This is a genomic window from Acidimicrobiales bacterium, assembly GCA_040219085.1.
Lineage (GTDB): Bacteria > Actinomycetota > Acidimicrobiia > Acidimicrobiales > JAVJTC01 > JAVJTC01.
Window position 1 is genome coordinate 96,276 of sequence record JAVJTC010000029.1, and the last position, 22,155, is coordinate 118,430.

The 22,155-nt window shown below is 69.4% G+C and carries 28 protein-coding genes; 7 read left to right on the forward strand and 21 right to left on the reverse strand.

The window, feature by feature from the left end; translation table 11 throughout:
- Positions 1–2 precede the first annotated feature (2 nt).
- The 9 genes from RIE08_12645 to RIE08_12685 all read right to left on the reverse strand — a co-directional run bounded on the left by RIE08_12645 (position 3) and on the right by RIE08_12685 (position 7,019).
- Complete coding sequence (locus RIE08_12645; protein MEQ8718451.1) at positions 3–1,280, reverse strand: MFS transporter; 1,278 nt, start codon at positions 1,278–1,280, stop codon at positions 3–5.
- On the reverse strand, positions 1,277–1,978 hold the full coding sequence (locus RIE08_12650; GenBank protein ID MEQ8718452.1) for a hypothetical protein: 702 nt from the start codon (positions 1,976–1,978) through the stop codon (positions 1,277–1,279). The genes RIE08_12645 and RIE08_12650 overlap by 4 nt, the downstream gene beginning before the upstream one ends.
- 47 nt (positions 1,979–2,025) lie before the next feature.
- Positions 2,026–2,358, reverse strand: a complete 333-nt coding sequence (locus tag RIE08_12655; protein ID MEQ8718453.1) for a hypothetical protein — start codon at positions 2,356–2,358, stop codon at positions 2,026–2,028.
- A gap of 41 nt (positions 2,359–2,399) precedes the next feature.
- Positions 2,400–2,828: a hypothetical protein gene (locus RIE08_12660; GenBank protein MEQ8718454.1), complete on the reverse strand. Its 429-nt coding sequence runs from the start codon at positions 2,826–2,828 to the stop codon at positions 2,400–2,402.
- Positions 2,825–3,232 (reverse strand): hypothetical protein, encoded by a 408-nt coding sequence (locus RIE08_12665; protein MEQ8718455.1) that lies wholly within the window; start codon positions 3,230–3,232, stop codon positions 2,825–2,827. The genes RIE08_12660 and RIE08_12665 overlap by 4 nt, the downstream gene beginning before the upstream one ends.
- Positions 3,233–3,479: 247 nt before the next feature.
- Positions 3,480–4,175, reverse strand: a complete 696-nt coding sequence (locus RIE08_12670; GenBank protein MEQ8718456.1) for a ribonuclease HII — start codon at positions 4,173–4,175, stop codon at positions 3,480–3,482.
- A 37-nt stretch (positions 4,176–4,212) separates the two neighbouring features.
- The gene (locus tag RIE08_12675; GenBank protein ID MEQ8718457.1) at positions 4,213–4,629 is read right to left on the reverse strand and encodes an RpiB/LacA/LacB family sugar-phosphate isomerase; all 417 of its coding nucleotides are present in this window, start codon (positions 4,627–4,629) and stop codon (positions 4,213–4,215) included.
- 9 nt (positions 4,630–4,638) lie between these two features.
- Entirely contained in the window at positions 4,639–6,015 is a 1,377-nt protein-coding gene (locus RIE08_12680) for a hypothetical protein (protein ID MEQ8718458.1), read from the reverse strand.
- The gene (locus tag RIE08_12685; GenBank protein ID MEQ8718459.1) at positions 6,012–7,019 is read right to left on the reverse strand and encodes an NAD(P)H-dependent glycerol-3-phosphate dehydrogenase; all 1,008 of its coding nucleotides are present in this window, start codon (positions 7,017–7,019) and stop codon (positions 6,012–6,014) included. Before RIE08_12685 ends, RIE08_12680 begins: the two co-directional genes overlap by 4 nt.
- Positions 7,020–7,062: 43 nt before the next feature.
- On the opposite strand from RIE08_12685, the gene cofC reads away from it, so the two are divergent.
- On the forward strand, positions 7,063–7,632 hold the full coding sequence (cofC, locus tag RIE08_12690) for a 2-phospho-L-lactate guanylyltransferase (protein ID MEQ8718460.1): 570 nt from the start codon (positions 7,063–7,065) through the stop codon (positions 7,630–7,632).
- Positions 7,629–8,378, forward strand: a complete 750-nt coding sequence (locus RIE08_12695; protein MEQ8718461.1) for a PIG-L deacetylase family protein — start codon at positions 7,629–7,631, stop codon at positions 8,376–8,378. The genes cofC and RIE08_12695 overlap by 4 nt, the downstream gene beginning before the upstream one ends.
- Before the next feature lie 27 nt (positions 8,379–8,405).
- On the opposite strand, the gene RIE08_12700 is transcribed toward RIE08_12695, so the two are convergent.
- The 4 genes from RIE08_12700 to RIE08_12715 all read right to left on the reverse strand — a co-directional run bounded on the left by RIE08_12700 (position 8,406) and on the right by RIE08_12715 (position 11,143).
- Positions 8,406–9,239, reverse strand: a complete 834-nt coding sequence (locus tag RIE08_12700; GenBank protein MEQ8718462.1) for an ABC transporter permease — start codon at positions 9,237–9,239, stop codon at positions 8,406–8,408.
- Positions 9,232–10,161, reverse strand: a complete 930-nt coding sequence (locus RIE08_12705) for an ABC transporter ATP-binding protein (protein MEQ8718463.1) — start codon at positions 10,159–10,161, stop codon at positions 9,232–9,234. Before RIE08_12705 ends, RIE08_12700 begins: the two co-directional genes overlap by 8 nt.
- Before the next feature lie 19 nt (positions 10,162–10,180).
- Positions 10,181–10,744, reverse strand: a complete 564-nt coding sequence (locus RIE08_12710; GenBank protein MEQ8718464.1) for a hypothetical protein — start codon at positions 10,742–10,744, stop codon at positions 10,181–10,183.
- A 150-nt stretch (positions 10,745–10,894) separates the two neighbouring features.
- Positions 10,895–11,143 (reverse strand): hypothetical protein, encoded by a 249-nt coding sequence (locus RIE08_12715; GenBank protein MEQ8718465.1) that lies wholly within the window; start codon positions 11,141–11,143, stop codon positions 10,895–10,897.
- 110 nt (positions 11,144–11,253) lie between these two features.
- Between RIE08_12715 and RIE08_12720 the strand changes: the two genes are divergently transcribed.
- Complete coding sequence (locus RIE08_12720; GenBank protein ID MEQ8718466.1) at positions 11,254–12,081, forward strand: YihY/virulence factor BrkB family protein; 828 nt, start codon at positions 11,254–11,256, stop codon at positions 12,079–12,081.
- Positions 12,082–12,090: 9 nt separating this feature from the next.
- Here RIE08_12720 and RIE08_12725 read toward each other — a convergent pair whose 3' ends face one another.
- Positions 12,091–12,879 carry a DUF3159 domain-containing protein gene (locus tag RIE08_12725; protein ID MEQ8718467.1) on the reverse strand — a complete coding sequence of 263 codons (789 nt, stop codon included), beginning with the start codon at positions 12,877–12,879 and terminating at the stop codon, positions 12,091–12,093.
- A gap of 60 nt (positions 12,880–12,939) precedes the next feature.
- Here RIE08_12725 and RIE08_12730 point away from each other — a divergent pair, with 60 nt between their 5' ends.
- A complete protein-coding gene (locus RIE08_12730) occupies positions 12,940–13,347 on the forward strand; it encodes a hypothetical protein (protein ID MEQ8718468.1) in 408 nt (135 codons plus the stop codon).
- Here the strand turns inward: RIE08_12730 and RIE08_12735 are convergent.
- The gene (locus RIE08_12735; protein MEQ8718469.1) at positions 13,306–13,974 is read right to left on the reverse strand and encodes a TrmH family RNA methyltransferase; all 669 of its coding nucleotides are present in this window, start codon (positions 13,972–13,974) and stop codon (positions 13,306–13,308) included. The two genes, RIE08_12730 and RIE08_12735, sit on opposite strands and share 42 nt — an antisense overlap.
- Complete coding sequence (locus RIE08_12740) at positions 13,971–14,666, reverse strand: hemolysin III family protein (protein ID MEQ8718470.1); 696 nt, start codon at positions 14,664–14,666, stop codon at positions 13,971–13,973. The genes RIE08_12735 and RIE08_12740 overlap by 4 nt, the downstream gene beginning before the upstream one ends.
- A 185-nt stretch (positions 14,667–14,851) precedes the next feature.
- Here RIE08_12740 and RIE08_12745 point away from each other — a divergent pair, with 185 nt between their 5' ends.
- Positions 14,852–16,993 (forward strand): EAL domain-containing protein, encoded by a 2,142-nt coding sequence (locus RIE08_12745; GenBank protein MEQ8718471.1) that lies wholly within the window; start codon positions 14,852–14,854, stop codon positions 16,991–16,993.
- Here the strand turns inward: RIE08_12745 and RIE08_12750 are convergent.
- A complete protein-coding gene (locus RIE08_12750; protein ID MEQ8718472.1) occupies positions 16,974–17,738 on the reverse strand; it encodes a TrmH family RNA methyltransferase in 765 nt (254 codons plus the stop codon). The genes RIE08_12745 and RIE08_12750 overlap by 20 nt on opposite strands.
- Before the next feature lie 68 nt (positions 17,739–17,806).
- Between RIE08_12750 and RIE08_12755 the strand changes: the two genes are divergently transcribed.
- On the forward strand, positions 17,807–18,616 hold the full coding sequence (locus RIE08_12755) for a maleylpyruvate isomerase family mycothiol-dependent enzyme (GenBank protein ID MEQ8718473.1): 810 nt from the start codon (positions 17,807–17,809) through the stop codon (positions 18,614–18,616).
- Positions 18,617–18,649: 33 nt separating this feature from the next.
- Here RIE08_12755 and RIE08_12760 read toward each other — a convergent pair whose 3' ends face one another.
- The 3 genes from RIE08_12760 to RIE08_12770 form a co-directional block, all read right to left on the reverse strand.
- Positions 18,650–18,868 carry a ferredoxin gene (locus RIE08_12760; GenBank protein MEQ8718474.1) on the reverse strand — a complete coding sequence of 73 codons (219 nt, stop codon included), beginning with the start codon at positions 18,866–18,868 and terminating at the stop codon, positions 18,650–18,652.
- Between the two features lie 26 nt (positions 18,869–18,894).
- The gene (locus RIE08_12765) at positions 18,895–19,188 is read right to left on the reverse strand and encodes a Dabb family protein (protein MEQ8718475.1); all 294 of its coding nucleotides are present in this window, start codon (positions 19,186–19,188) and stop codon (positions 18,895–18,897) included.
- Positions 19,189–19,251: 63 nt separating this feature from the next.
- Positions 19,252–19,995: an SDR family oxidoreductase gene (locus RIE08_12770; protein MEQ8718476.1), complete on the reverse strand. Its 744-nt coding sequence runs from the start codon at positions 19,993–19,995 to the stop codon at positions 19,252–19,254.
- Positions 19,996–20,085: 90 nt separating this feature from the next.
- On the opposite strand from RIE08_12770, the gene RIE08_12775 reads away from it, so the two are divergent.
- Complete coding sequence (locus tag RIE08_12775; GenBank protein ID MEQ8718477.1) at positions 20,086–21,402, forward strand: amidohydrolase family protein; 1,317 nt, start codon at positions 20,086–20,088, stop codon at positions 21,400–21,402.
- 42 nt (positions 21,403–21,444) lie between these two features.
- Here RIE08_12775 and RIE08_12780 read toward each other — a convergent pair whose 3' ends face one another.
- Positions 21,445–22,149: a transglutaminase family protein gene (locus tag RIE08_12780; GenBank protein MEQ8718478.1), complete on the reverse strand. Its 705-nt coding sequence runs from the start codon at positions 22,147–22,149 to the stop codon at positions 21,445–21,447.
- Positions 22,150–22,155 lie beyond the last annotated feature (6 nt).

Genomic DNA, 22,155 nt, shown 5'->3' on the forward strand with positions numbered 1-22,155 from the left:
TGTCACCGGAGCGCAGCGGCCCGGACCACCCGCCGGTTGGTGACGGCGCGGGCGATGGCGACGGCCAGCATCGCCGAGCTGAGACCCATGCCGATATGACTCAGGTGGTGGTAGCCGATCGTGTCGACAGCGAAACCGGCCGCCACGGCGGCGATGGCGCCACTCGCCGACATCGCGACATCAGACAGCCCCTGGGCCGAGACCCGGACCTCGACGGATACCGACTCGGTCAGCAGTGCACTTCCCGCCACCAGCGCGAGGCTCCACCCGAAACCCAGGGCGAAGAGTGCCAGCAGCATCATCACGGACTCCGAGCCGTGGGAGTGGCCGGCCGTGTCGGTCGCCAGCACCAGGACGGCGGCACCGAGTGCGAGCGTCGGCACCCTGCCGATCCTGTCCGCCAGCCGACCCGCCACCGGAGAGAAGGCGTACATCCCCGCGATGTGGGTGCTGATCACGAAACCGATGAACGCCTTCGACTGTCCACCGTCGTCGAGATGGATCGCCGTCATCGACATGACCCCGACCATGGTCGCGTGGGCGACGACGACGGAGGCCAGTGACACGGCTGCGTCGAGGTTCGTGCGGATGGCCGTGATGGCGGGACGCAGGGGACGACGCCCCACTCCCGGCGCGTCGAGGCCGCCCGCTTCGACGAGAGGGTCGGGCCGGAGTCGCTTCGCGACGAACAGGGCGGCGCAGAATGCGAGGACCACTCCCACGATGGGCAGACCCGCCAGTTCCTCCAGACCGAGTGAGTCGGCCACCCGAGAGGACGGGCCGAGCAGGTTCGGCGCAGCGACGGATCCGACCGTCATCGCCCACACGACCGTGCCGATGGCACCGGCGCGTCCGGCGTCATCGGCCAGGTCGGCCGCGGCGAACCGGGCCTGGAGTCCGGCCGCCTGGCCGATTCCCACGGCGGCCATCCCGACGAGCAGAAGCGGATAGGAGCCGATGGCTGCTGCCAGACCCACTGCGAGCGCACCGACGCCACCGACGGCGAACCCGCCGGCCAGAACGGGTCGCCGGCCCACCTTCGAGGCATGACGGGCGAGCGGTAGGGCGGCGAGCGCGGTTCCCAGGGTGAGAGCCGCCGTTGCGGTGCCCGCGAGCGAGTCGGTGTCGGTGATCTCCTTGGCCAGCAGCGAGCCGATCGTGACGACGGCTGCGGTGGTCCCACCCGCGAGGACCTGGGACCACACGAGGGTCCGCACCGTACGGCGCTGCAGTTCTGCACGGGAGACGGCCTCTCCGATGCCGGGCCCGGTCGCGGTCACCCGGCGAGTGTAAGAGCGCGACCACCCCCATGTGGAACCGTTTCGGTCTCCTCGGCCACGCGGACGACGCCATCGGCATCGGGAAGCCAGATTCGACCACGACGGATACCGCCCTGGCGGCGGCCGGAGACGGCGAGTTCCACCCGGCGGGCGCGTAGGACTCCATGGCCGCGACCGAGCCCGGTCCACACCGACCCGGTGACGGCGACCGTGACGTCGGGGGCGTCGGGCCAGTCGGTTCCGCCGACCCGCATCAGCACTCCGCCGCGCTCTCGGTTGCGGCTCACGAGCTTGCGGGTCCGGGAGGCCGAGAGCCGCGGCTGGTCGACGACAAGGGTCAACTCGAACGCGTCGACCAGCGCGGCGGTGACCGCCGGAACGAGCCGGGACTCGGGGTCGTCGACGAGGACGAGACGTTCCAGGGGAAGGCCGAGTTCATCGGCGGCGGCCAGTCCGAGACGACGCGACCCCACCACCGCGACCCATGAACCCGCCGATGCCGCCTCGACACACAGGGCCAGGGCGACCGACACCGCCGCACCCTCCCCGGTCACGGCCAGGGTGGACCCCCGGACGAGTCCACCCCGTCCGATCAGCGAGGCGAAGGCGCCGGCGACGGGCAGAGTCTGTTCGAGCGCGAGGCTGACGGGCCGGAGATGTTCGGCGACGGCGGCGAGTTCAGGACGGGGGGAAGCCACCGCGCGAGTATCGAACATGTGTTCGGGGAGTTCAACCCCTCGCCGGTCTACTCTGCGGCGTCGTCGCCCATGTCGAAGCTGGGCACCTCGACGCCGGGGCGGTAGTACGTGAAGAGATCCTCGAGGATCTCCTTGATCCCCTCGGCCGAGCCACCCTTCGCGATGTCGACCGTGACGACGTTGGAGTTGACGTGGACGCCGTCGACACCGCCGTGTTCGAACAGGCGGCGGGCGAGACGGTCAGGCGGACGATCCCGGACGACGTCTTCGATGGAGCTGTAGTGGAGATGCCCCATCCCGGTGATCGACCGGTTGATCTCGAAGCGCACGGCGTGCGTGGCGCTCGACGGCTTTTCTACGACGGTGACGGGCTGACCCATGGCGGCGCATCGTAGCCGTGAGGACCCCCACCGGGGCCAGATCAGGCGGCGGAGCCCACGGGGGTCCGGGTGCCCGTCCGCCCCCGCAGCGCGAGCGCGGCCAACCCGATGGAGAACACTGCGAGCACCGTGTGGATCGCCTTGAACCCCGCGTCGTGGTTGCCGTCGAGAAGAATCCCGCCTCCCCGCACCACCCAGAACGCCACGGTCCAGGACGCGAAGACCGCCAGGAGCCGGGCGGCACCGGCACCGAGGCCGTCCCTGCGTGAGCGCCACAGAGCGACACCCATGGCGACGGAGAAGCCGATGAACACGACGGCCACGCCGGTACGCCACGTCCGGTCGAAGGCGTCGAGACCGTCGTCGCTGAAGACGTTGCGGATCCGCGACGTCCACACGAAAAAGGTCCACACCACGAGCGGTCCGATCGTCTTCAACGAACGCCTGTCCATCGATGTCACCACGCTCATGCCTCTCGGTCTTCAGAGAGCCGACCCCGGACCTCGAAGACCCGAAGTGCCTCACCGGCCGTCTTGCGGAGAGACTCCCACTCCTTCAGGCGCTGGACCTCTGCGAGATCGGGAAAGCCGCCGGGAAGGACAACTGCCGCTGCATTCACGGCCTCAGCGTAGGCACCCATCGTCTCGACCTCGGCATCGGAGAACACGTCGGGCAGGTCAGCCCGAGTCGGCGGATCCGTTCGCACCCAGTCACCCCACTGGTTGACGACATCGATGGCCACGTTCACTCGGGGCACCGCTCGCTGACAGGCGGCCTGAGCCTCGAAGGACGCAGCCAACTCCAGGTACTCGATGATCCGATTCCTGATCCGCTGTTCGACCACACGCTGCGGCACCTCACCGTGGTCACGCATAGATCCGACCGTAGCGTCGGCCCTCCCTGAGAAGAGAGCAGTAAGGCTGCACGCGACAACGTCGTAGCGAAAGTGGCGGGCGACTTACGCTCCGTGGTCTTCCCGAATGCCGCAACCCATGGGAGCCGGGGCCGTTTTCGCTCCAACGTTGGCACCAACCAGCAACCGCCGCCCATGGCTGTGCAAGAGACCCCGACGCGTACGACCGAGAGGCGTCAGCGCAGGCCGGTCCGGGCCGCCGAGCCGATCAGGCCACCTCGAAGAGGGACCCCTGGCCGTCGTCGCGCACGAACCGTGGACCCGCCGAGAACGCCAGGGTGTCCATGAACGCCCAGCTGCGCCGGTGGATCGTGGTCGGACCCCACGCCTGCAACGCCGCCCGATGGCGATGACACGGGTACCCCTTGTTCTGGGCGAACCACCACGCCGGGTAGTGCTCGGCCTCCGCGATCATCAGCCGGTCCCGGGTCACCTTCGCGAGGATCGACGCCGCCGCGATCGACAGGCACACGGCATCACCCTTGACGATCCGGCGTGCCCCTCCGACGAAGTCCCACTTCCCGTCGAGGACGACGGCATCGGGTTCCACATCGAGCGCAGCAAGGGCACGTCGGGCGGCGAGGCGCTGGGCCTCGGACATGCCCAACTCGTCACACTCGGAATGAGATGCGTGGCCGACACCCCACGACACGCACCATCCGGCGATCCGCTCGAACAGCGCCTCGCGCTCCGCTGAAGTGAGCATCTTCGAGTCCCGCACCTTGTAGATGCGACGGTCCCGGGGAACCACCGCGGCACCCACGGTGAGCGGACCGGCCCATGCACCCTTGCCCACCTCGTCGAGGCCGACGACGAAGTCGTGACCACTCCCCCACAGTTCGCGCTCGACGGCGAGGCTCGGCGAGGTGGAACGGTTCGCCTTCCGCAGGCGCGGCACGGGCATCGTCAGACCCGCTCCCCTGCGCCGGGCCGGGTCGCCATCAGGCCCGTTCCAACTTCGCGATCTCGGCGACCTCGTCGGGGTCGACGACGCCGGCCAGAAAAGCGTCGATGATCTCGACCGCCAGGGGCGCCGAGGTGAGACGGATACCCATCGCAAGGACGTTCGCATCGTTCCACCGACGCGCACCGGTGGCGGTCTCGGCGTCGGTGCACAGCGCCGCACGGATCCCCGGCACCTTGTTCGCGGCGATCGACACGCCCGTCCCGGTCCAACAGCACACGACACCCAACTGCGCGTCGCCCGTGGCGACCGCCACACCCACGGCGCGACCGACGTCGGGCCACGGTTCGTCCTCGGCCACGGTCACCACCGTGTGTCCGGCCTCGCCGAGATGCGAGACCATCGCCGCGGTGAGCGGCGTCGACATGTCTGTTCCGAACGCCACTCTGGCCATGGGCCGAGACTATTCGCTCCGGTCACCAGCAACGGCCGCCGTGCTGAGAAGCGTCTCGCCCCGGGTCTCCTCGCTGCGCCAGCCCGCAGCGAGCCCACAGGTGAGCTCCGTCGGCCCGCTCGCCTCGAGGTCCCACAGCAGCGCGGGTCTCTCCCCGTGCCAGCGGGTACCGAACGAGAGCAGTCCGGACGTCGTACGCAGGTCGTGGACCTCGACGGCGACCCCGACCGCACCGAGCGCGGCATCGGGAACGACCTCGATCGACCCGGGCTCATCGCGGACCAGCCTGGCCACCGTCGAGAGGACCACCTCCGCCGCGGCCCCGACAGGGTGACCAGTGGGTTCATGGCGCGCTTCGGCCTCACCGCCCCGGCCTCCCACCCGACGGTCGAGGTGGTCGGCGGCCTCGTGCATGCCTCGTCGGCGGAGTGCCGCGAGGGCGACCGTGGCGGCGACCGCCCCGTGAGGTTCGGATCCACCGGCGCGGTCCACCGCCCGGGCGACCACCTCGGCGTGGTCGTCGAACCAGTCGCCGGGGTCGTCCGCGATGAGGGCGACGCGCGCCGCGGCCCATGCGATGGTGGCGCGGTCGCCGGGCCCGTCCACGAGCGGAAACCCTCCGTTGCGACGCTGACGGTGGAGCACGCCGTCGAGGAGCGCCATCGCCTGCGCACCGAGGCCAACCGTCGCCAGCGCCACGGCGACGGTGCCCACGTCGGTGCCCGTGCGCAGCGGCGCGACACCGTCGAACGGGCCGTCGGCGGCGAGAACCAGCACCCGCACGGCGTCGGCCCACCCGTCGATCTCGGGACCTCCTGCGATGTGGACCCGTGCCAGCGCGTCGAGGTGCGTGGCCCATCCGGAGGCCACCGAGGACGCGTCCGCCAGGCCGTCCACCTGCTCCGCCGTGACACCACCCGACGGTCCCGCCACCACGACCCGGAGGCGCGTCCGGTGCGGTAGCGGCCACATGGTCGCGTCGGGCGGGGCTCCGTCGACGTCGGCCACCGTCACCGACGACGGCTCTCGCCGCGCGACGAACGGGACGTCCCCACCGGTCACCGCGAGGGCGACGGGAACGGGGCTCGCGTTCTCGAACTCGATCACGAGCACGGGGCGACCCGCGTCGACCGTGGTCCACATCCGCTGGATGGCGTCGCCGCCCGGAATCCGCATACGGGTCTCGACGATCGCACCGCCGGCTTCGACGACCTGACGCACGGCCGCCTCGGCCGCTGCGTGATGCCAACGATCCTCGGCACCGATGGACCAGCCGAGTCGGCCCGCTGTGGTCGTGATCACCCCGCGCTCGTCCACAGCCACGAAGGGTCCGTGGCCCGGGACGCCCAGCAGGTGGGTGACTGTGGTCGGCGCGGCGTGTTTCACCAGTTCTCCGGATCGGACTCGTGACCCCGGGCGGGCCGCAGCAGCCCACGGTAGGCCTCCGCAGCGCTCATCTCGCCGCTGATCACCGCGCTGACCATGGCCGCGATGGGAACCGCCACGTCGTGAGCTGCGGCGAGCCTCACGACGACCTCGGCCGTCTCGACGCCTTCGGCCACCTGGTTCATCGCGTCAACGACCTCGCTGACGGATCGGCCCCTCCCGAGCTCTTCGCCGACGTGACGGTTCCGGCTCTGGGAACTCGTGCACGTCGCGATGAGGTCGCCCAGCCCCGCGAGCCCGGCGAAGGTCGCCGGCTCACCACCCATGGCCACGCCGAGGCGGGTGAGCTCAGCGAGGCTCCGGGTGATCACGGCGGCCCGGGTGTTGTCGCCCGTACCCAGGCCGTCGGCCATTCCCGACGCGATCGCGTAGACGTTCTTGAGGGCACCACCGAGTTCACAGCCGACGACATCGTGGTTCGTGTACACCTTGAAACGGGGCGAGGCGAACACCTGCTGCACGACCGCCGCAACCGCGTCGTCCGACATCGCGATCACCGAGGCGGCCGCGTCGCCGGCGAGGATCTCCTTGGCGAGGTTCGGTCCCGTCAACGCTCCGGCGAGGTGGCCCGGCACGACATCGGCGACGACCTCGGTCATCCGCATCCCGGTCCCGCGTTCGAGGCCCTTGGCGACGCTCACAACGTGCGCCCCTGCGCCCACGAGCGGCGCCACGGCCTCGAGAATCTCCCGGAAGGCGTGCGACGGCACGGCCATCACCACGATGTCGGCGTCCGACACCGCCTCGCCGAGTTCGGGAGTCGCGACCAACGTCGAGGGGAGGGTGAAGCCTTCCAGGTAGACGGGGTTCATGTGATCACGGGTGATCGCTGCGGCGAGGTCCGCCTCGCGACACCACAGGCGGGTGGACGCGTTCCGACTCGCCAGGGCTGCGACCGTTGTGCCCCACGAGCCCGCGCCGACCACCGCGACCTGGACGTCCATGATCGGAGAACCCTAGCGGCGACACCTCCATAGACTCCGGTGCATGACCCCGGCGCAGTGGCTGCTCGTCCCCGTGAAGAGCTTCGCCGCGGCTAAGGGACGCCTCGCTGAGGAACTCGGTGCCGATGCGCGCGCGGATCTGGCGCGGTCCATGGCGACCCATGTCCTCGACTGCGCGGGTGACCTACCGGTCGCCGTGGCATGCGATGACGACGCGGTCCGCGCCTGGGCTCTCGGCCACGGCGCGACGATCGTGTGGTGCCCGGGAACCGACCTGAATGGTGCGGTCACCGCCGGCGTGAGCGAACTCGCCGACCGGGGGGCGCGCCGTGTCGTCGTCGCACACAGCGATCTCCCCCTCGCCAACAGCTTCGAGGAGCTCCTCACCACCGACGGGGTGGTCCTCGTCCCCGACCGCCACCTCGCAGGAACCAACGTTCTCGTGGTCCCCACCGGCCCGGGGTTCACCTTCTCCTACGGGCCCGGTTCTTTTCGCCGCCATATCGACGAAGCGCACCGGCTCGCACACAGCGTCCGAATCGTGCGGGACGAGTCGCTCGGATGGGATGTCGACGAGCCCGCCGACCTCACAGTTCTGGAGCACGCGAGATGACGACGTTCACCCACGACCTCGAGACCCCGGGCCGGGCGCTGTCGATCTCCGCGCACCCCGACGACACGGAGTTCGGCTGCGGGGGCACACTCGCCAAGTGGGCCGCCGCAGGATGTGAGGTCTCACTTCTCGTGTGCACCGACGGGTCGAAAGGGACCTGGGACCACACCGCCGATCCCGCCGTGCTGGTGGCCGCACGCCACGAGGAACAACGCGAGGCCGCCCGCAGGCTGGGCGCCATCGGCGAGGTCGTCTTCCTCGACATCACCGACGGCGAACTCGAGGCGGACCTCGTCACCCGGGGCATCGTCGCATCCTGGATCCGCCGCCTGAAGCCCGACGTCCTCCTCGGCCACGACCCGTGGAAGCGCTACCGCCTCCATCCCGACCACCGCAACGCAGGACTCCTGGCCGTCGAAGGTCTGGTCGCCGCCCGCGATCCCCACTTCTTCCCGGAGCAGGACCTCGATCCCCACCGCCCCACGGAACTGCTGCTGTTCGAGGCCGACGAACCCAACCACGTCGAGGGGATCTCCCGATACCTCGACACGAAGGTCACGGCGCTCGAGGCCCATGTGAGCCAGTTCGAGACGACGATGGGCATCGCCGACGACGTCGACGGATCCCAGACGGCGGCCTTCCGGGAGAGGATCCGGCGCGAAGCGAGTGCTGCCGCAGCGCTCGACGTCGACGACGCCTTCAGCCATGCCGAGGCTTTCGCCCGCATCGACGCCCACTACCTCTGAGCGCCGCCTCGAAGACCGGACGTGCTGTCAGCGCGCCGAACGGGCACCGGTACGGCTCCGACGACCGGACCGGGCTTTGCCCACCGTCGGTTGCCACCGGAAGGACCTCACTGCCACGACCGCGCCCAGCACGCCCCAGACCGCAACGACCGCCAGGTCACCCCACTCGAACCCCGAGCCCGTGCTGGTGGGGTCGAACGGCGCGAGGAAGGCCTCGACGAAGTGCTTGAGCGGGAAGATGTCACCGACGGTGTCGAGCCACGCCGGCGGGTCCTCGAGCGGGATGAAGACGTTGGAGATGAAGCTCAGCGGGAGGATCGTGGCGTTGGCCATCGCCGGCGCAGCTCCACCCGAGGGCGCCAACGAAGCGAGCGCCACGCCGAGGGCGGCGAACGCGAAGACCCCGAACCCGAACGCCACGGCGGCGGCGGGGATCCGGTCGGCCGGAAGCGAGACGTCGAAGCCGACAACCGCGATTCCGATCATGATCGCGTTGGCGATGGCGGCTATCCACACACCCGACCCGATGGCCCCGGCGATGTAGACCCACGGCGGCAACGGTGTGGACCGGAACCGTTTCAGCACCCCGTCCTCACGGTAGATCGCCAACCCGGTTCCGAGGTTCGTGTAGGTGGCCGACGCCGCTGCGAACGCCGCGAGAGCAGGCGTGTAGAACTGGGTGATCGAGACCGGGCCCCGTCCGCCTATCTCGACGTCGCCGTCGAAGATGGCGTCGAACAGGACGAGCATGATCAGCGGCAGGGCGATGGTGAAGAACGCGCCGATCGGTGCCCTCCAGAAGAGCCGGTTCTGGTAACGGATGTGGTGGGCGACCAGACGTGCCACGCTCGGCTCAGTCACGGGCACCGCTCTCCTCGGCGGCACCGGCCTCGGCGCCGGGCTCCGTGAGCTCCAGGTACACGTCTTCGAGCGTCGGGCGGGTGACGGTGAGCCCCTCTAGCTCGAGACCGAGACCGGTCGCCCAGGCACAGATGTCACCGACGAAGGCGGTCGGGCGTGCGCTGCGGGCCGAGAACCTGTTGCCGGTGACCCGACCCTGGGCGAGTAGTTCCTCGGGGACCACGACACCGGCGGGCACGACGAACCCGACGACCGTCTCGCTCGGGCCTCCGAGATCACCCGGTCGGCCCGTGGCCACGATCTCACCTCGTGCGATGACGGCGACGCGGTCGGCGAGATGCTGCGCCTCGTCCATGTAGTGCGTCGTCAACAGGATGGTCCGGCCCTCGCCGCGCAGCCTGTCGACGAGCTCCCAGGCACGACGCCGCGCCGACGGGTCGAACCCCGTCGTCGGCTCGTCGAGGAAGATCAGGTCAGGAGAACCGACGAGACCGAGCGCGAGGTCGACGCGCCGCTGCTGGCCACCGGAGAGACTCCCGATGCGGTCATCGGCCTTCTCTGTGAGCCCGACCGTATCCAGCACCTCATCGGTGGGGAGACGCCGGGAGTACGCGGCCCCGTAGACGTCCACCACCTCGCGTGGGGTCAGGAGGCTCTCCGAACCCGACGTCTGCAGGACGACGCCGATGCGGTCCCGCAGCGCCAGCCCACCCGTGGCGGGGTTCATGCCGAGAACCTCGACGGTGCCGGCCGACGCCTCGCGATGCCCCTCGAGGATCTCGACGGTCGTCGACTTACCCGCGCCGTTGGGACCGAGCAGGGCGAAGACCTCACCCTCTTCGACGGCGAAGGACACACCCCGAAGGGCATGGTTCGTGCCGTACCACTTCTCGAGATCGACGACCTCGATCGCGAGGGTCATGGGAAGACGGGGGCCACGATCAGTTGAGGCTCGTGGACTGGACGATCCAGCCGTCGCCGCCTTCAGCGACGACGATCGTCGCCTCGATCAGATCAGGGGCCTGTCCGATCGCGTAGGAGTTCCCGTCCTTCACCGAGCAATAGGTCCCGGTCTCGTAGTCCGCCGGATCGAGGTTGCGACAGTCCCCGACATAGGCGACCCCGAGGTCGGTGACGACATAGAGGAAGACAGCATCCTCCGAGGTCGGTTGCCCCACCTCGAGCGCGGGCTCGGGAAGTGGGTCCGGCAGGGTGGACGCAGTGGCCGGGGTGGGCGTCGGGTCGGCCGATCCGTCCGAAGCACCGTCGCCCGATCCGTCGTCGAGAGCGACACCACCGCCCGATCCGTCGTCCGTGGTGGACCCGTCGGCGGAGTCACCGCCCGCGGCGTCTCCTCCGGAACCGTCGTCGGTCGCGGCACCGTCGCCGGATCCCTCGTCGGCGAACTCCGGATCGTCGCCGCCGCAGGCCGCCCCGAGCAGCGCGAGGACGACGAGAAAGGTGACGGGCAGGAGAACCCGGATGAACTTGGGTGACTTCGTCATTTGGTGGCCTCTGTGAGGAGTCGTGGTCGGCGGACCGGTCGCAGATCGTACACGGGGGCACCCCCACGTCGGTGCCGCCCTGCGGCGCGTCAAAGCCCGGTGCCGCCCCGCTCTCGCGCACCGAAGGTCAACAGCGGCGACGCCGCTGCGCTACTCCTTGAGGTCGTCGGCCGCGTCCTCGACGGCGTCCTCAGCAGTCTCCACGGCGTCCGCGGCCGCGTCAGCGACCTCGTCACCGTCGTGGTCGAAGCGATCCTCGACCTTCTCCTTGACGTCACCTGCCAGGTCCTTCGCCTTGTGGGCGACGTCTCCAGCCACGTCCTTGGCCTTGTGGGCCACCTCTCCAGCGGTGTCCTTGCTCTTGGAGAACAAGTTCTTGACCGTGTCCATGAACGACATCGGGTCTCCTTTCGTCGGGGCTCAGAACGGTCGGTGTCGTTCTGAGGTGATCTTTCATTGTAGGCCGTGGACCGTCCGGCCCCCGGGGAGACCTTCGCTAGGGTCGTTCCATGGCCCCCACCCTCGCCAGGTACCGCCCCCTCGTCGCCGAGCTCGTGAAGCGGATCCGCGACCACAACCTCACCGTCCAGGCGGCGGGCATCGCCTTCTACGCGCTGTTGGCGATCCCCGCCGTCGCCGTCGCCCTCTTGTCGCTCTACGGCCTCGTGGCCGATCCCCGGGACATCCGCAACCAGATCGAGAGCAACCTCTCGGGCCTCTCCGAGAGCAGCCGCTCGGTGATCATCGAGCAACTGGAGGGGATCACATCGTCGTCATCGGGTGGCCTGGCCACCGGACTGGTCGTCGGGGTCGCACTTGCGCTGTGGACGGCGTCAGGGGCGATGGTGAAGATCTTCAACACGCTCAACACCGTCTATGAACTGAGCGAGCGGCGGAAGTTCGTCGCGCTCCGACTCCGGGCGCTCGTATTGACCTTCGGGGCGATCGCCTTCATCGCCACAGCGGCGTTCCTGCTCGCCGCGCTTCCGGCCGTGGTCGCCGACACCGGTCTCGGCGGACCCGTGCGCTGGCTCGTGAACACGCTGCGTTTCCCGGCACTGCTGGTGGCGATGACCTACGGCCTGGCGATCCTGTACCGGCTCGGCCCGGACCGGCGCACCGAGCGCCACCGCCTGCGGCTACGCGGGCCGGTCGCGGCCACGGTGCTGTGGCTCGTCGCATCCGGACTCTTCAGCGTCTACACGGCGAACTTCGGCTCGTACAACGAGACGTACGGCACCCTGGGCGGGGTCGTCCTCGTACTGCTGTGGCTGTGGTTGACGGCGCTCATGGTGCTCGTCGGAGCCGAGATCGACGACCTCGTCGAGAAGCGCTGAGAGCTGCGCTCAGGCGTCGGTCCCGTCGGAGTTCCTGCCCTTGCGACGCTGCTCCATCACTGCCACCTGAGCATCGACCTGACGCTCGAAGAGCGCGAACATGCCGGGGAATCCGTCGATCTTGCGCATCCGCATCTCGGCGTATACGAGACCACCGCCGAACAGGATGATCCCCGCCGGCCAGTTGATCAGCGTCCGCACGATCACGAACTCGTTCGCGCTCGAATTGGCGAGCAGCCATGTCTCGTAGCCGCTCGAGATGATGTACCAGATGCCCGTCGCCACCGAGAGGTGCGCCGTCACGGACCGGTAGATCGAGTGGGCCCTGGTGGCCTCGTCGAAACCGATGATGTAAGGGGCGGCCATCCCGACGATGTTGCGGCCGATGATCGCGGACCCGATGAGAACGAGTCCGATGGCCACCTTGAGGCCGATCCCGATCCCGAAGTAGACGTCTTCGCTGTCGGTCAGGATCCCCACGATGCCGCGGGCGACGATGAACCCCAGGACGAGCGGCAGGAACTTGCCGATGGGAAGGTCGGCACGGCGGCGCCGGACGGCTGCGAACAAGCCCCAGGCGGTGGCGCCGATGATCCCCGCCGTCAGCCCCCAGATGCGGTTGAGCACCACGAAGCCGACGATCGGAACGATCGAGTCCACCCCGGCCCAGGGGTCCGCCGCCGTCGCCGGAAGGTTGTACGGCGCCTCGGCTTCGGGCGCGTCGCCAGCCACATCGGATTCGGCGGACGCGCCGGCGTCGTCGGCGGCCGCTGCGGCGTCGCCGCGGGGGTCGGTCACGCCCCCCAGTGTGGAGGACGACCGGGCTGTCCGCACGCGCGGTCGTGGCACAATCACGACGTGGACTTCTCGATCGACGACACGACCATCCGGATCTTCCTGCATCTTCTCGGGGTGACGGTCTGGGTCGGTGGCCAGATCGTGCTCGGGGCGCTGATCCCCGTGATCCGACGACTCGGTGAGGACGCACCCCGCAAAGCCGCACGCCAGTTCAACCGTGTCGCCTGGCCGTTCTTCGGACTCGCCGTCGTCACCGGAATCTGGAACACCGCCGAGGTCGACTTCGACGCCACGACCACGGGCTGGAAAGCCGCACTGTTCGTGAAACTCATCCTCGTGGCGGTATCGGGTGTCACCGCCTGGATGCACACCAGGGCCCGCAACGCTGCCGCCCGCGGCGCGTTCGCCGCGGCGACGCTGCTCGCCTCACTCGGCGCCCTTCTCCTCGGCACGGGCCTCGTGACCTGATCCCACGCCGGAGTCCGGGCCGTGTCGGCGCAGCCAGGCCCACATCGCGATCCCGGATGCGACGCCGGCGTTGACCGACCGGGTCGAGCCGTACTGGGTGATCGCACACACGACGCTCGCAGCACCGAGCGCCTCAGCGGACAGTCCCGGTCCCTCCTGACCGAACACCAGGGCGCAGCGTCGCGGTAATGGCGTCGTCTCCAGCGGTACCGATCCCTCGACGTTGTCGATGCCGACGAGCGGACAGTCCTCACCCCGTGCCCACCGGGCGAACGCCGCGATGTCGGGGTGGTGGACCACGTCGAGATAGCGGTCGGTGACCATCGCGCCGCGTCGGTTCCAGCGGCGGCGACCGACGATGTGCACCGCGGCGGCGCCGAACGCGTTGGCATTACGGACGACCGCGCCGATGTTGCGATCGTGTTCCCAGTTCTCGACGGCGACGTGGTAGTCGAAGCGGTGGGCGGCGAGGTCGGCGACGATCGCCTCGTGGCGCCAGTACCGGTACCGGTCGACCACGTTGCGGTGATCGCCCGCGGCGAGCAACTCGGGGTCGAACCTCGGATCCTCGGGCCACGGCTCGGGGTGGGGGCCGACTCCGGGACCTTCGACCAGCGGCGGCGTCACAGGTCGGCGACGACGGTGGCGATCGCGACGAACTGAAGAGCCGCGGCGATCGTCACGTTCACGTGCCAGACCTCGTGGTAGCCGAAGTGACGCTGCGACGGGTTGGGGCGACGTACCCCCAACAGCAGTGCACCGACGGTGTAGAAGAGCCCACCGACCCAGATGAGGATGGCGCCGGTCGGGCCGATCTGGGTCCAGATGGCCGGCATCGCGATCACCGACGCCCAGCCCAGCGCGAGGAACAACGTGTTCATCATTCCGAATGGCGGCTTGAAGGGCAGCCACCGTAGAAGGACGCCGACGCCGGCGCCCACCCACGCTGCCACCAGCAGGAAGACACGAACCCAGCCGTCGAGGCCGAGCCCGGCGATCGCCGTGTAGGAACCCGCGATGAACAGGTAGATCGCCGTGTGGTCCAGTTGCCGCATCCGCCACCAACCCACGTCGCCCCAACGCCGACGGTGGAACAGCGCGCTCGTGGCGAACATGTTCACGAGGGTGAGGCCGTAGACGGCGGCTGCGATCCGATCGCCGACGCCGGGCGTCGCCGCGACGAGCACCGCTGCTGCGACGAGCGCGACCGGGACCATGAACATGTGCATGCGCCCACGCCACGACGGCGGATCCAGCGACGCGATCCGGTACGGGTCGGTCGAGAGGTCGAGGTCGGCGGGGAGGTCCAGGCGCGGCATCAGTGGGGTCCCGCCGTGCTCATCACACACGAGACTAGCCACGACGCGGAGCCGGTCCCGAAAATCGCGCCCGTGGCAGCGGTCACCGACGAATTCGTGGCGAACCGGACGAATCACTACACCGGCGCGGTGGTGCCGCCGATAAGACATCCATGAGGGCACGGCTCGGGGCACCCTGGAAGAAAGTGCGCGATCAGATGTCGGCCGAGATGGCCGCGCTCGTCCGCGACCCCGTATTCGTTCTCGACCGTGCCGGTGACTCCTTCGAGCTCGCGTACGCTGACGATGAACTGGCCGCGGGTGGCGACGCCCGCCACCTCATCGGAGCACGGCTCTCCGAATTCCTCGACCCGCGCGACCTCGGCCCGTTCGTCCAGTGGGCCGAGCTCGTCCTCGCCGGTCGCGAGACGCGCAAGGACGTCATCCAGTTCCCCCGCCCCTTCAACGACCACGAGTACGAGGTGTCCGCGCGTCGGACGTCGGGCCCGGGAGGGCGACGGAGTCGGATCCTCGTCCTGTGCCGCGACGTCAGCGACCAGCGTGCCGCCGAGGCGTCCCAGGACCAGGCGAACCGACGGTTCGGCAAGCTCGTGGACCACGTCCCCGGCCTGATCTGGCTCCTCGACCGCAACGGCAAGGTGACGGGCGTGTCCTCGGGCGTCCAGCGACTACTCGGCCTCGACGTCGACGAGGTGGTAGGTCTCGCCTTCGCCGACCTCGTGACCGCCGGCGACCGCGAACGCACCCGCGAGCTCATCAGCCGGTCGGTGCATCAACCCGACGACCAACTCCTTCTCGCCGACACGGAGCTCATCGGCCGCGACGGACGTCGTGTCTGGGTGGAGAGCATCGTCACGAATCTCCTGAAGGACCCGGACATCAATGCGCTCTGCGTGAACTCCCACGACGTCTCCGATCGACGTCGCGCCGAGGAGATCCTCGCGCGTCGGGCGAGCTATCACCCCCTGACCGACCTGCCCAACCGGATGCACCTCGCCGCCCACCTCGACAAGCTCGCAGAAGGAGGCACGTGGCCCAACGTCGGGCTCGTGACCCTGAACCTCGACGAGTTCACCATCGTCAACGACTCCCTCGGCCATACGACGGCGGATCGGGTACTCCAACTCGTCGCCGCCCGTCTCGAAGGCCACCGCAGCACCGACTACGTCGCCCACCTCGCGGGCGACGAGTTCGCGGCGGTGTTCGAGGGTGTCCGCGACCCCGACCGCCTCGTCGGGCGCGCCGAGGGGATCGCGGCACACCTCGCGGAACCGATCACCCTCGACGGCCGCGAGATCTTCGTCACGGTGTCCGCCGGTGTCGCCATCGCCGGCGAGTCCGTCGGGCCGGACCGTCTCGTGCAGAACGCCGACACCGCCCTGCAGGAGGCCAAGGCGATGGGCCGCAACCAGGTCGTCTTCTTCTCCAACGAACTGGAGGCGAAGGCCCGCAGCCGCGTCGAGATCATGTCAGCCCTTCCGAAGGCGATCCGCGACGACGAACTCGAGGTCCACTACCAGCCGATCGTGACCTTCGACGGCGCATTGCACGCCGTCGAGGCCCTACTGCGGTGGCGCCGCGGCGACACCTGGGTCAACACCGGCTCGCTCATCGAGTTGGCCGAGCACTCCGGTCAGATCGTCCCGCTCGGCGAGTGGGTCCTCAACCGTGCACTGCGCGACCGGGCGGAGTTGCTCGCACGGGCACCGGACTGTCGCAGTGTGCGGATGTCGATCAACGTGTCGGCCCGCCAACTGCTCGAGGCGGGTTTCGATCGACTCGTCGAGCGGGCACTCGTCGAGACCGGCACGAACCCCGCGCTCATCACGATCGAGGTGACCGAATCGATGACGATGCACGACCCGGCTGCGGCGATCCGGGCCCTGCTACGCCTGCGCGAACTCGGTCTGTCCGTTGCGATCGACGACTTCGGCACCGGCCAGTCCTCGCTCGCATACCTCGAGCGGCTGCCGGCCTCGACGCTCAAGATCGACCGCGCCTTCCTCGTGGACCTCGACGGCGCCGAGAGAATCGCCAAGGTTCTGCCGTCGATCATCACGCTCGCGCACCGCTTGGACATGGCGGTCGTCGCCGAGGGTGTCGAGACCCCCGAGCAGCGCGACTTCCTCGCCGACAACTACTGCGACTACGCCCAGGGCTGGCTGTTCGCCAAGGCGATGCCGCTGCCGGACCTCGTCGAGGCGGTCACGACCGGTCGCCTTCCCATCGAGGGCGCCGACGCACCGGCGCCGGAGCACGGTGTCGACGTGACCGACGACGCCGACGCGGCGATCGCGCTCGACGAGTTCAGCTTCCAGGGTCCGTGAGACCCCGGCGCGCCAGTTCGTAGAGAAGCACCGAAGCCGCTGCCGCGACATTGAGCGACTCGACCCCCGGCGCCATCTTCAAGGCGACCGTGACCGCGGCGCCCACGCGCACGACCCGCGAGATCCCCACGGACTCGTTACCGACCACGTAGGCGGCCCTTCGGGGCAGTTCCGCAGTGAAGAGATCGTCGCCGCCGGCATCGAACGCGACGATCTCCACGGCATGACGCTGGAGGCACTCGACCACGTCGTCGATGGTCGTCGCCCGCAACACGGGCGCCGTCAGGGCCACTCCGGCCGATGCCTTGAGCGTGGCGGACCCCAGCCCCGCCGTGCCCACGTCGGGGACGACGACGCCATCGACCCCGACAGCGACCGCCGTGCGCAAGACGATGCCGAGGTTGGCCGGCGTCGTCACACCGTCGATGACGAGCAGGGCGACCGGCCGACCGCGCCTGTCGGCGAGCCACCCGTCGAGCCCTGCGGGCAGGGGCAGCGTGGCCGTCGCGACGACGCCCTGATGCTCGCCACCGCCTCCGGCCAGGGAGTCCAGGCGACGGTCGTTCACAACTTCGACGGTCACCGCAGCAGCCTCCGCCGCGGCGATCAGGGCATCGAGCCCGCCGCCGCGCGCCGATGCCGCCACGTGCACCCGGTGGACCATCGCCGGAGCGAGTGCCAGGAGCTCCGCGACCGGGTGACGCCCCACCACCGTCACGGTTTCCGATCCGTTCACCGATGTCATGTCGCCCATCATCCCGCCATGGCGCGACCTCCCGGCAATCCGGGCGCCCGGAGACCTAGGATCCCGCCATGGCGAACGTCGACAGGACCACAACGACCCGGGCCCTCGAGGACGCGTGGACTTCACTTCTCGCCATCACGGCGGAACTCGATGAGGAGGACTGGTCCACACCGACGGCATGCCCCGGGTGGACGGTCGCGGATGTCGTCGCGCATGTGATCGGTACCGAGCACATGCTCGCGGGCGAACAGGTCCCCGACGTCGAGATCGGCGAGGTCCCCCACGTCCGCAACGCGATCGGGGAGTTCAACGAGCGCTGGATCGTCTCGCTACGCGGCACCCCACCCGCCGAGTTGTGGGAGGAACTCGAGAGCGTCGTCGGTTCCCGCCTCGCTCTTCTCGGCGCGATGGAGGACCACGAGTGGGATGCGGAGGCGTGGACGCCGGCGGGGCCCGACACGTACGGGCGTTTCATGCGGATCCGGGTTTTCGACACGTGGATGCACGAGCAGGACATCCGCCACGCCACCGGCCGGCCCGAGACGTGTACCGGCGCGGCGTTCGAGGCGTCGTTGGACGAGATCGCCTCGGTGATGCCCTACGTCGTGGGGAAGCTCGGCGGGGCGCCGGACGGGACCCGACTCGAGCTGCGCCTCGAGGGACCTTCCCCCCGCACCATCGCGATCGTGGTCGACGGTCGCGCCCGTCTCGTCGAGGATTTCGACGGAGCCGAGCCGACGGTGACCATCCAGCTCTCCGTCGCCGACTTCCGCCGGCTGATCGGCTCGAGGGTCGACCCCTCCGAGGCGAAGGTCACCGTCACCGGCGACGTCGCGGTGGGCGAGGAGATCGTCGCCAACCTGGGCTACGTCATCTGAGGTAGCGGGGACGTCCGGCCCCGGACCGGCGGCTCAGGTCGCGATCTCCGCGCCGTCGGCATCGAACAGGTGGATGGCACGCGCCGGGCAGTTGCGGGCCGCCCGCAACAACTGGTCATCGCTGAGCGACGAGACGCCGGGTGCGACGACGGCGAGGTCGTCGTCGTCGAAGTCGAAACCTTCGGGATAGTCGGCGACGCACTTGCCCGAGCTCAGGCATTCATCGGTGTCGACGGTCACGGTGTAGGCCATTGCTTCCCCCTGATCGAGTAGTGCACTCAGAGCTGATACTGGACGGCCGCTCGTCCCGACGCGATGGGCCGGAGCAGCTCCGTCACGACGCGGACGTGGTCCGGGTGGTCGCGGTAGGTGATGTACCCGGCCTCGTCGTCGAAGTCGGCCACCACGCAGGCGTCGAAGTTGCCCTCGGCCAGGCCGGCGTCGGTGCCGACCGAGAACGAGCGGATCGAGGCGACCATGTCGGGCAGGCCGCCCACGGCTTCGAGCGCGGCCTGCTTCGCCTCGTCGGTGGCATCCTCGGTCCAGCTGAACATCACGACATGTCGGAACACGGACTCACTCCTCTGCGGTCGTCACGGCAATGATGGCCCAGCCGGCCACCCGTTCACACGACGTCACTGGAGACCCCGGTGGGAACCGCCGTCGACCGGCACCGCCGTACCCGTGATGAACCGGGCCGACTCGGAGCACAGGAATGCGGCCACGCGCCCGAAGTCCGCCGGATCGCCGAGGAAGCCCGCAGGGATCCGGCCCGTCTGTTCCGCGAGCGTGTCGCCGTACACCTCGACGAGTCGGTCCGTCTCGTGGAGTCCCGGCTGGATCGAGTTCACCGTCACCCCCTGTGACGCGACTTCGAGGGCGAGGGTCTTGAGGAAGCCGGTCGCCCCGGCGCGCGCGGTGTTGGACAGGATCAGGTTCGCTATGGGCTCGCGCACCGAGATCGAGGTGATCGCGAGCACGCGCCCCCATCCCCGTTCGCACATCGCCGGAACGGCCGCCCTGCACATCGCCACGACCGACAGGAGGTTGAGGGCCAGCGCGTCGGGGTAGGCCTTCACGTCGGTCGTCGCGAACGTGCCCGCGGGCGGGCCACCTGCGTTGGTCACGAGGATGTCGACGCGGCCGAGTGCCGACACCGCCTCGTCGACGAGTCCCGCTGCGCCGTCGGGCGTCGAGACGTCGGCCACGACCGGGATCGCCCCGGGGATCCGGCCGGTGGCCTCCTCGAGTCGACCTGCGCTGCGACCGGAGACGACGACCCGACATCCCTCCGCGGCGAGGGCTGCCGCCGTGGCGAATCCCAGTCCCGCGGACGAAGCCGCGACGAGTGCCGTGCGATCATGAAGTCCGAGTTCCACGGACGGGACTGTAACCCGACCGGTGGGTACGATCGGACTGGTCCAGGGGGCGTCGCAGCGTTGCGGCGGACACGACGAACGGAGACCGACATGGAGTTGCTCATCACCGGCGGGACGCTGATCGACGGGACCGGGGCCGACGCCGTCCCCAATCCGGGCGTGCGCATCGACGGTGATGCGATCGTGGCGGTCGGCGCCGACGCCGAGGCCGAGGCTTCACCCGATGCCGAACGCATCGACGCCACCGGCCGGACGGTGCTGCCCGGCCTCATCGACGCCCATTGCCACTCGACCTTCGACGACGTGCAGTCCAACGACGAGTTGTTCTTCCATCGGGATCACACGCTGCACGCCCTCGTGACCGGCCAGAACCTGACGAAGATCCGCCGCGCGGGGGTGACCTCGATCGTCGACCCCGACTCGATCTTCTCGATGGGACCTTCGCTACGTCAGGCCGTCGACGCCGGGGTGGTCGAGGGTCCCCGCATGGCCGCAGGGGTCCAGGCCCTCATGACCGCGGTCGGCGGCACCGCCGGGCGTCTCGTGCCGGACGAAGGCCAGGTCGGCTACGCCCAGGTCGTCAACTCCGTGGACGAGGTCATCATGTGGACTCGTCGCCACATCAAGCAGGGCGCGGACTGGATCAAGATCCACGCGACCGGGCTGATCCCGGGCCGGCCCGGCGAGTTGCTCGTCTGGAGCTACGACGAGTTGAAGGCCGCCTGTGACGCCGCCCATGAACTCGGCATCCCGGTCATGGCCCACTGCCGCACCGCCCACTCGACCACGGTCGCGGCGAAGGCGGGCTGCGACATGATCCTGCACGCCTCGTTCATGGACGACGAGGCACTCGAGGCGGTCGTCGAAGCGGGCGCGTCGCTGTGCCCCACCTTCACGTTCCTCGCCAACCTCGCCGACTTCGGCCACAAGGTCGGGACCCGTCCGGGCATGGAGGACATCTTCCGCAACGAGATCGAGGCCACCGGCAAGATGATGCGGACCGCCTACGACGCCGGTGTGCCACTCATCTGCGGGTCGGAGTCGGGCTTCTCGCTCACCCCCTACGGCCACTGGCACGGCCGCGAGATGGAGGTGTTCACCCAGGCCCTCGGACTGTCACCGCTCGAGGCGATCACCTGCGCCACGCGCAACGGCGCCATCGCCATGCGGATGGAAGGCGAGATCGGCACGATCGAGAAGGGCATGAAGGCCGACGTCATCGTCGTCGACGGTGACCCCCTCGCCGACATCCGCGTGCTCAACGACCGCCACCGCATGGCAGAGGTGATCTGCCGGGGCGAGCGCACCGACCTTTCGGGCCCGTGGCCGACACACGGCCCGCTGCGGGGCGAGAAGGTCGGCAACTGGTCCGAGCAGGTCCTCACCACCGAGATCGCCTACTCGTAGGCCGCTCCCCCGGTGGCCCCGGCAGGGCTTCCGCTGGACCCGTCAGCCGGAGAACGCCGCGTCGGCAGCACCCTCGGCGCCGCCGGAGTACTCGACGAGCCTGTCGTAGTTCTCGCCGTACTCGACCTTCAACGCGGCGAAGATCTCCGGGTAGGGCACATCGGCGAAGACGCCGTGGTACCGCTCGTAGGTCATGTGCCGACGCCCGGACGTGTCGAACTCGTGGAACAGGGCGTCGTGCGTCCCGTCCCACTCGGCGGGGTGGACTCCGAACTTCTCGCAGAGACCCTTGTTGAACGTGGGCGTCACCCGGACCCACCGGCCCCCGACGTGAGCCTCCGCATAGCCGTGGTAGTGGAACATCTCGGTCCCGAGCGCTTCGAGAAGCTTGGGGCTGGCGAGGTGATTGCGAACGTCGGCGAGTCCGACCCGGGCGGGAACGCCCGCCGCCCGACAGCCTGCGACGAACAGAGTGGCCTTCGGGACGCACCACGTGCCGCTGCGCGTGACCAGCGCGGAGGCCCGGTAGGTCTCGAAGTCTGTGGACACCGTCCACGGGTCGTAGCGGACGCGGTCCCGCACGTCGTAGTAGACACGCACCGCGGCCTCGGTCCCGACGGCACCGTCGACGGTCTCCTCCACCCAGCGACGCACCGCCGGGTTCTCATGATCGACGAAGTCTCCGGCGGCAAGGAACGCCGCGGGATCATCCGTGTCGATCGCCACGTCGGCCGGAGCTGTGGTCACGCCCCA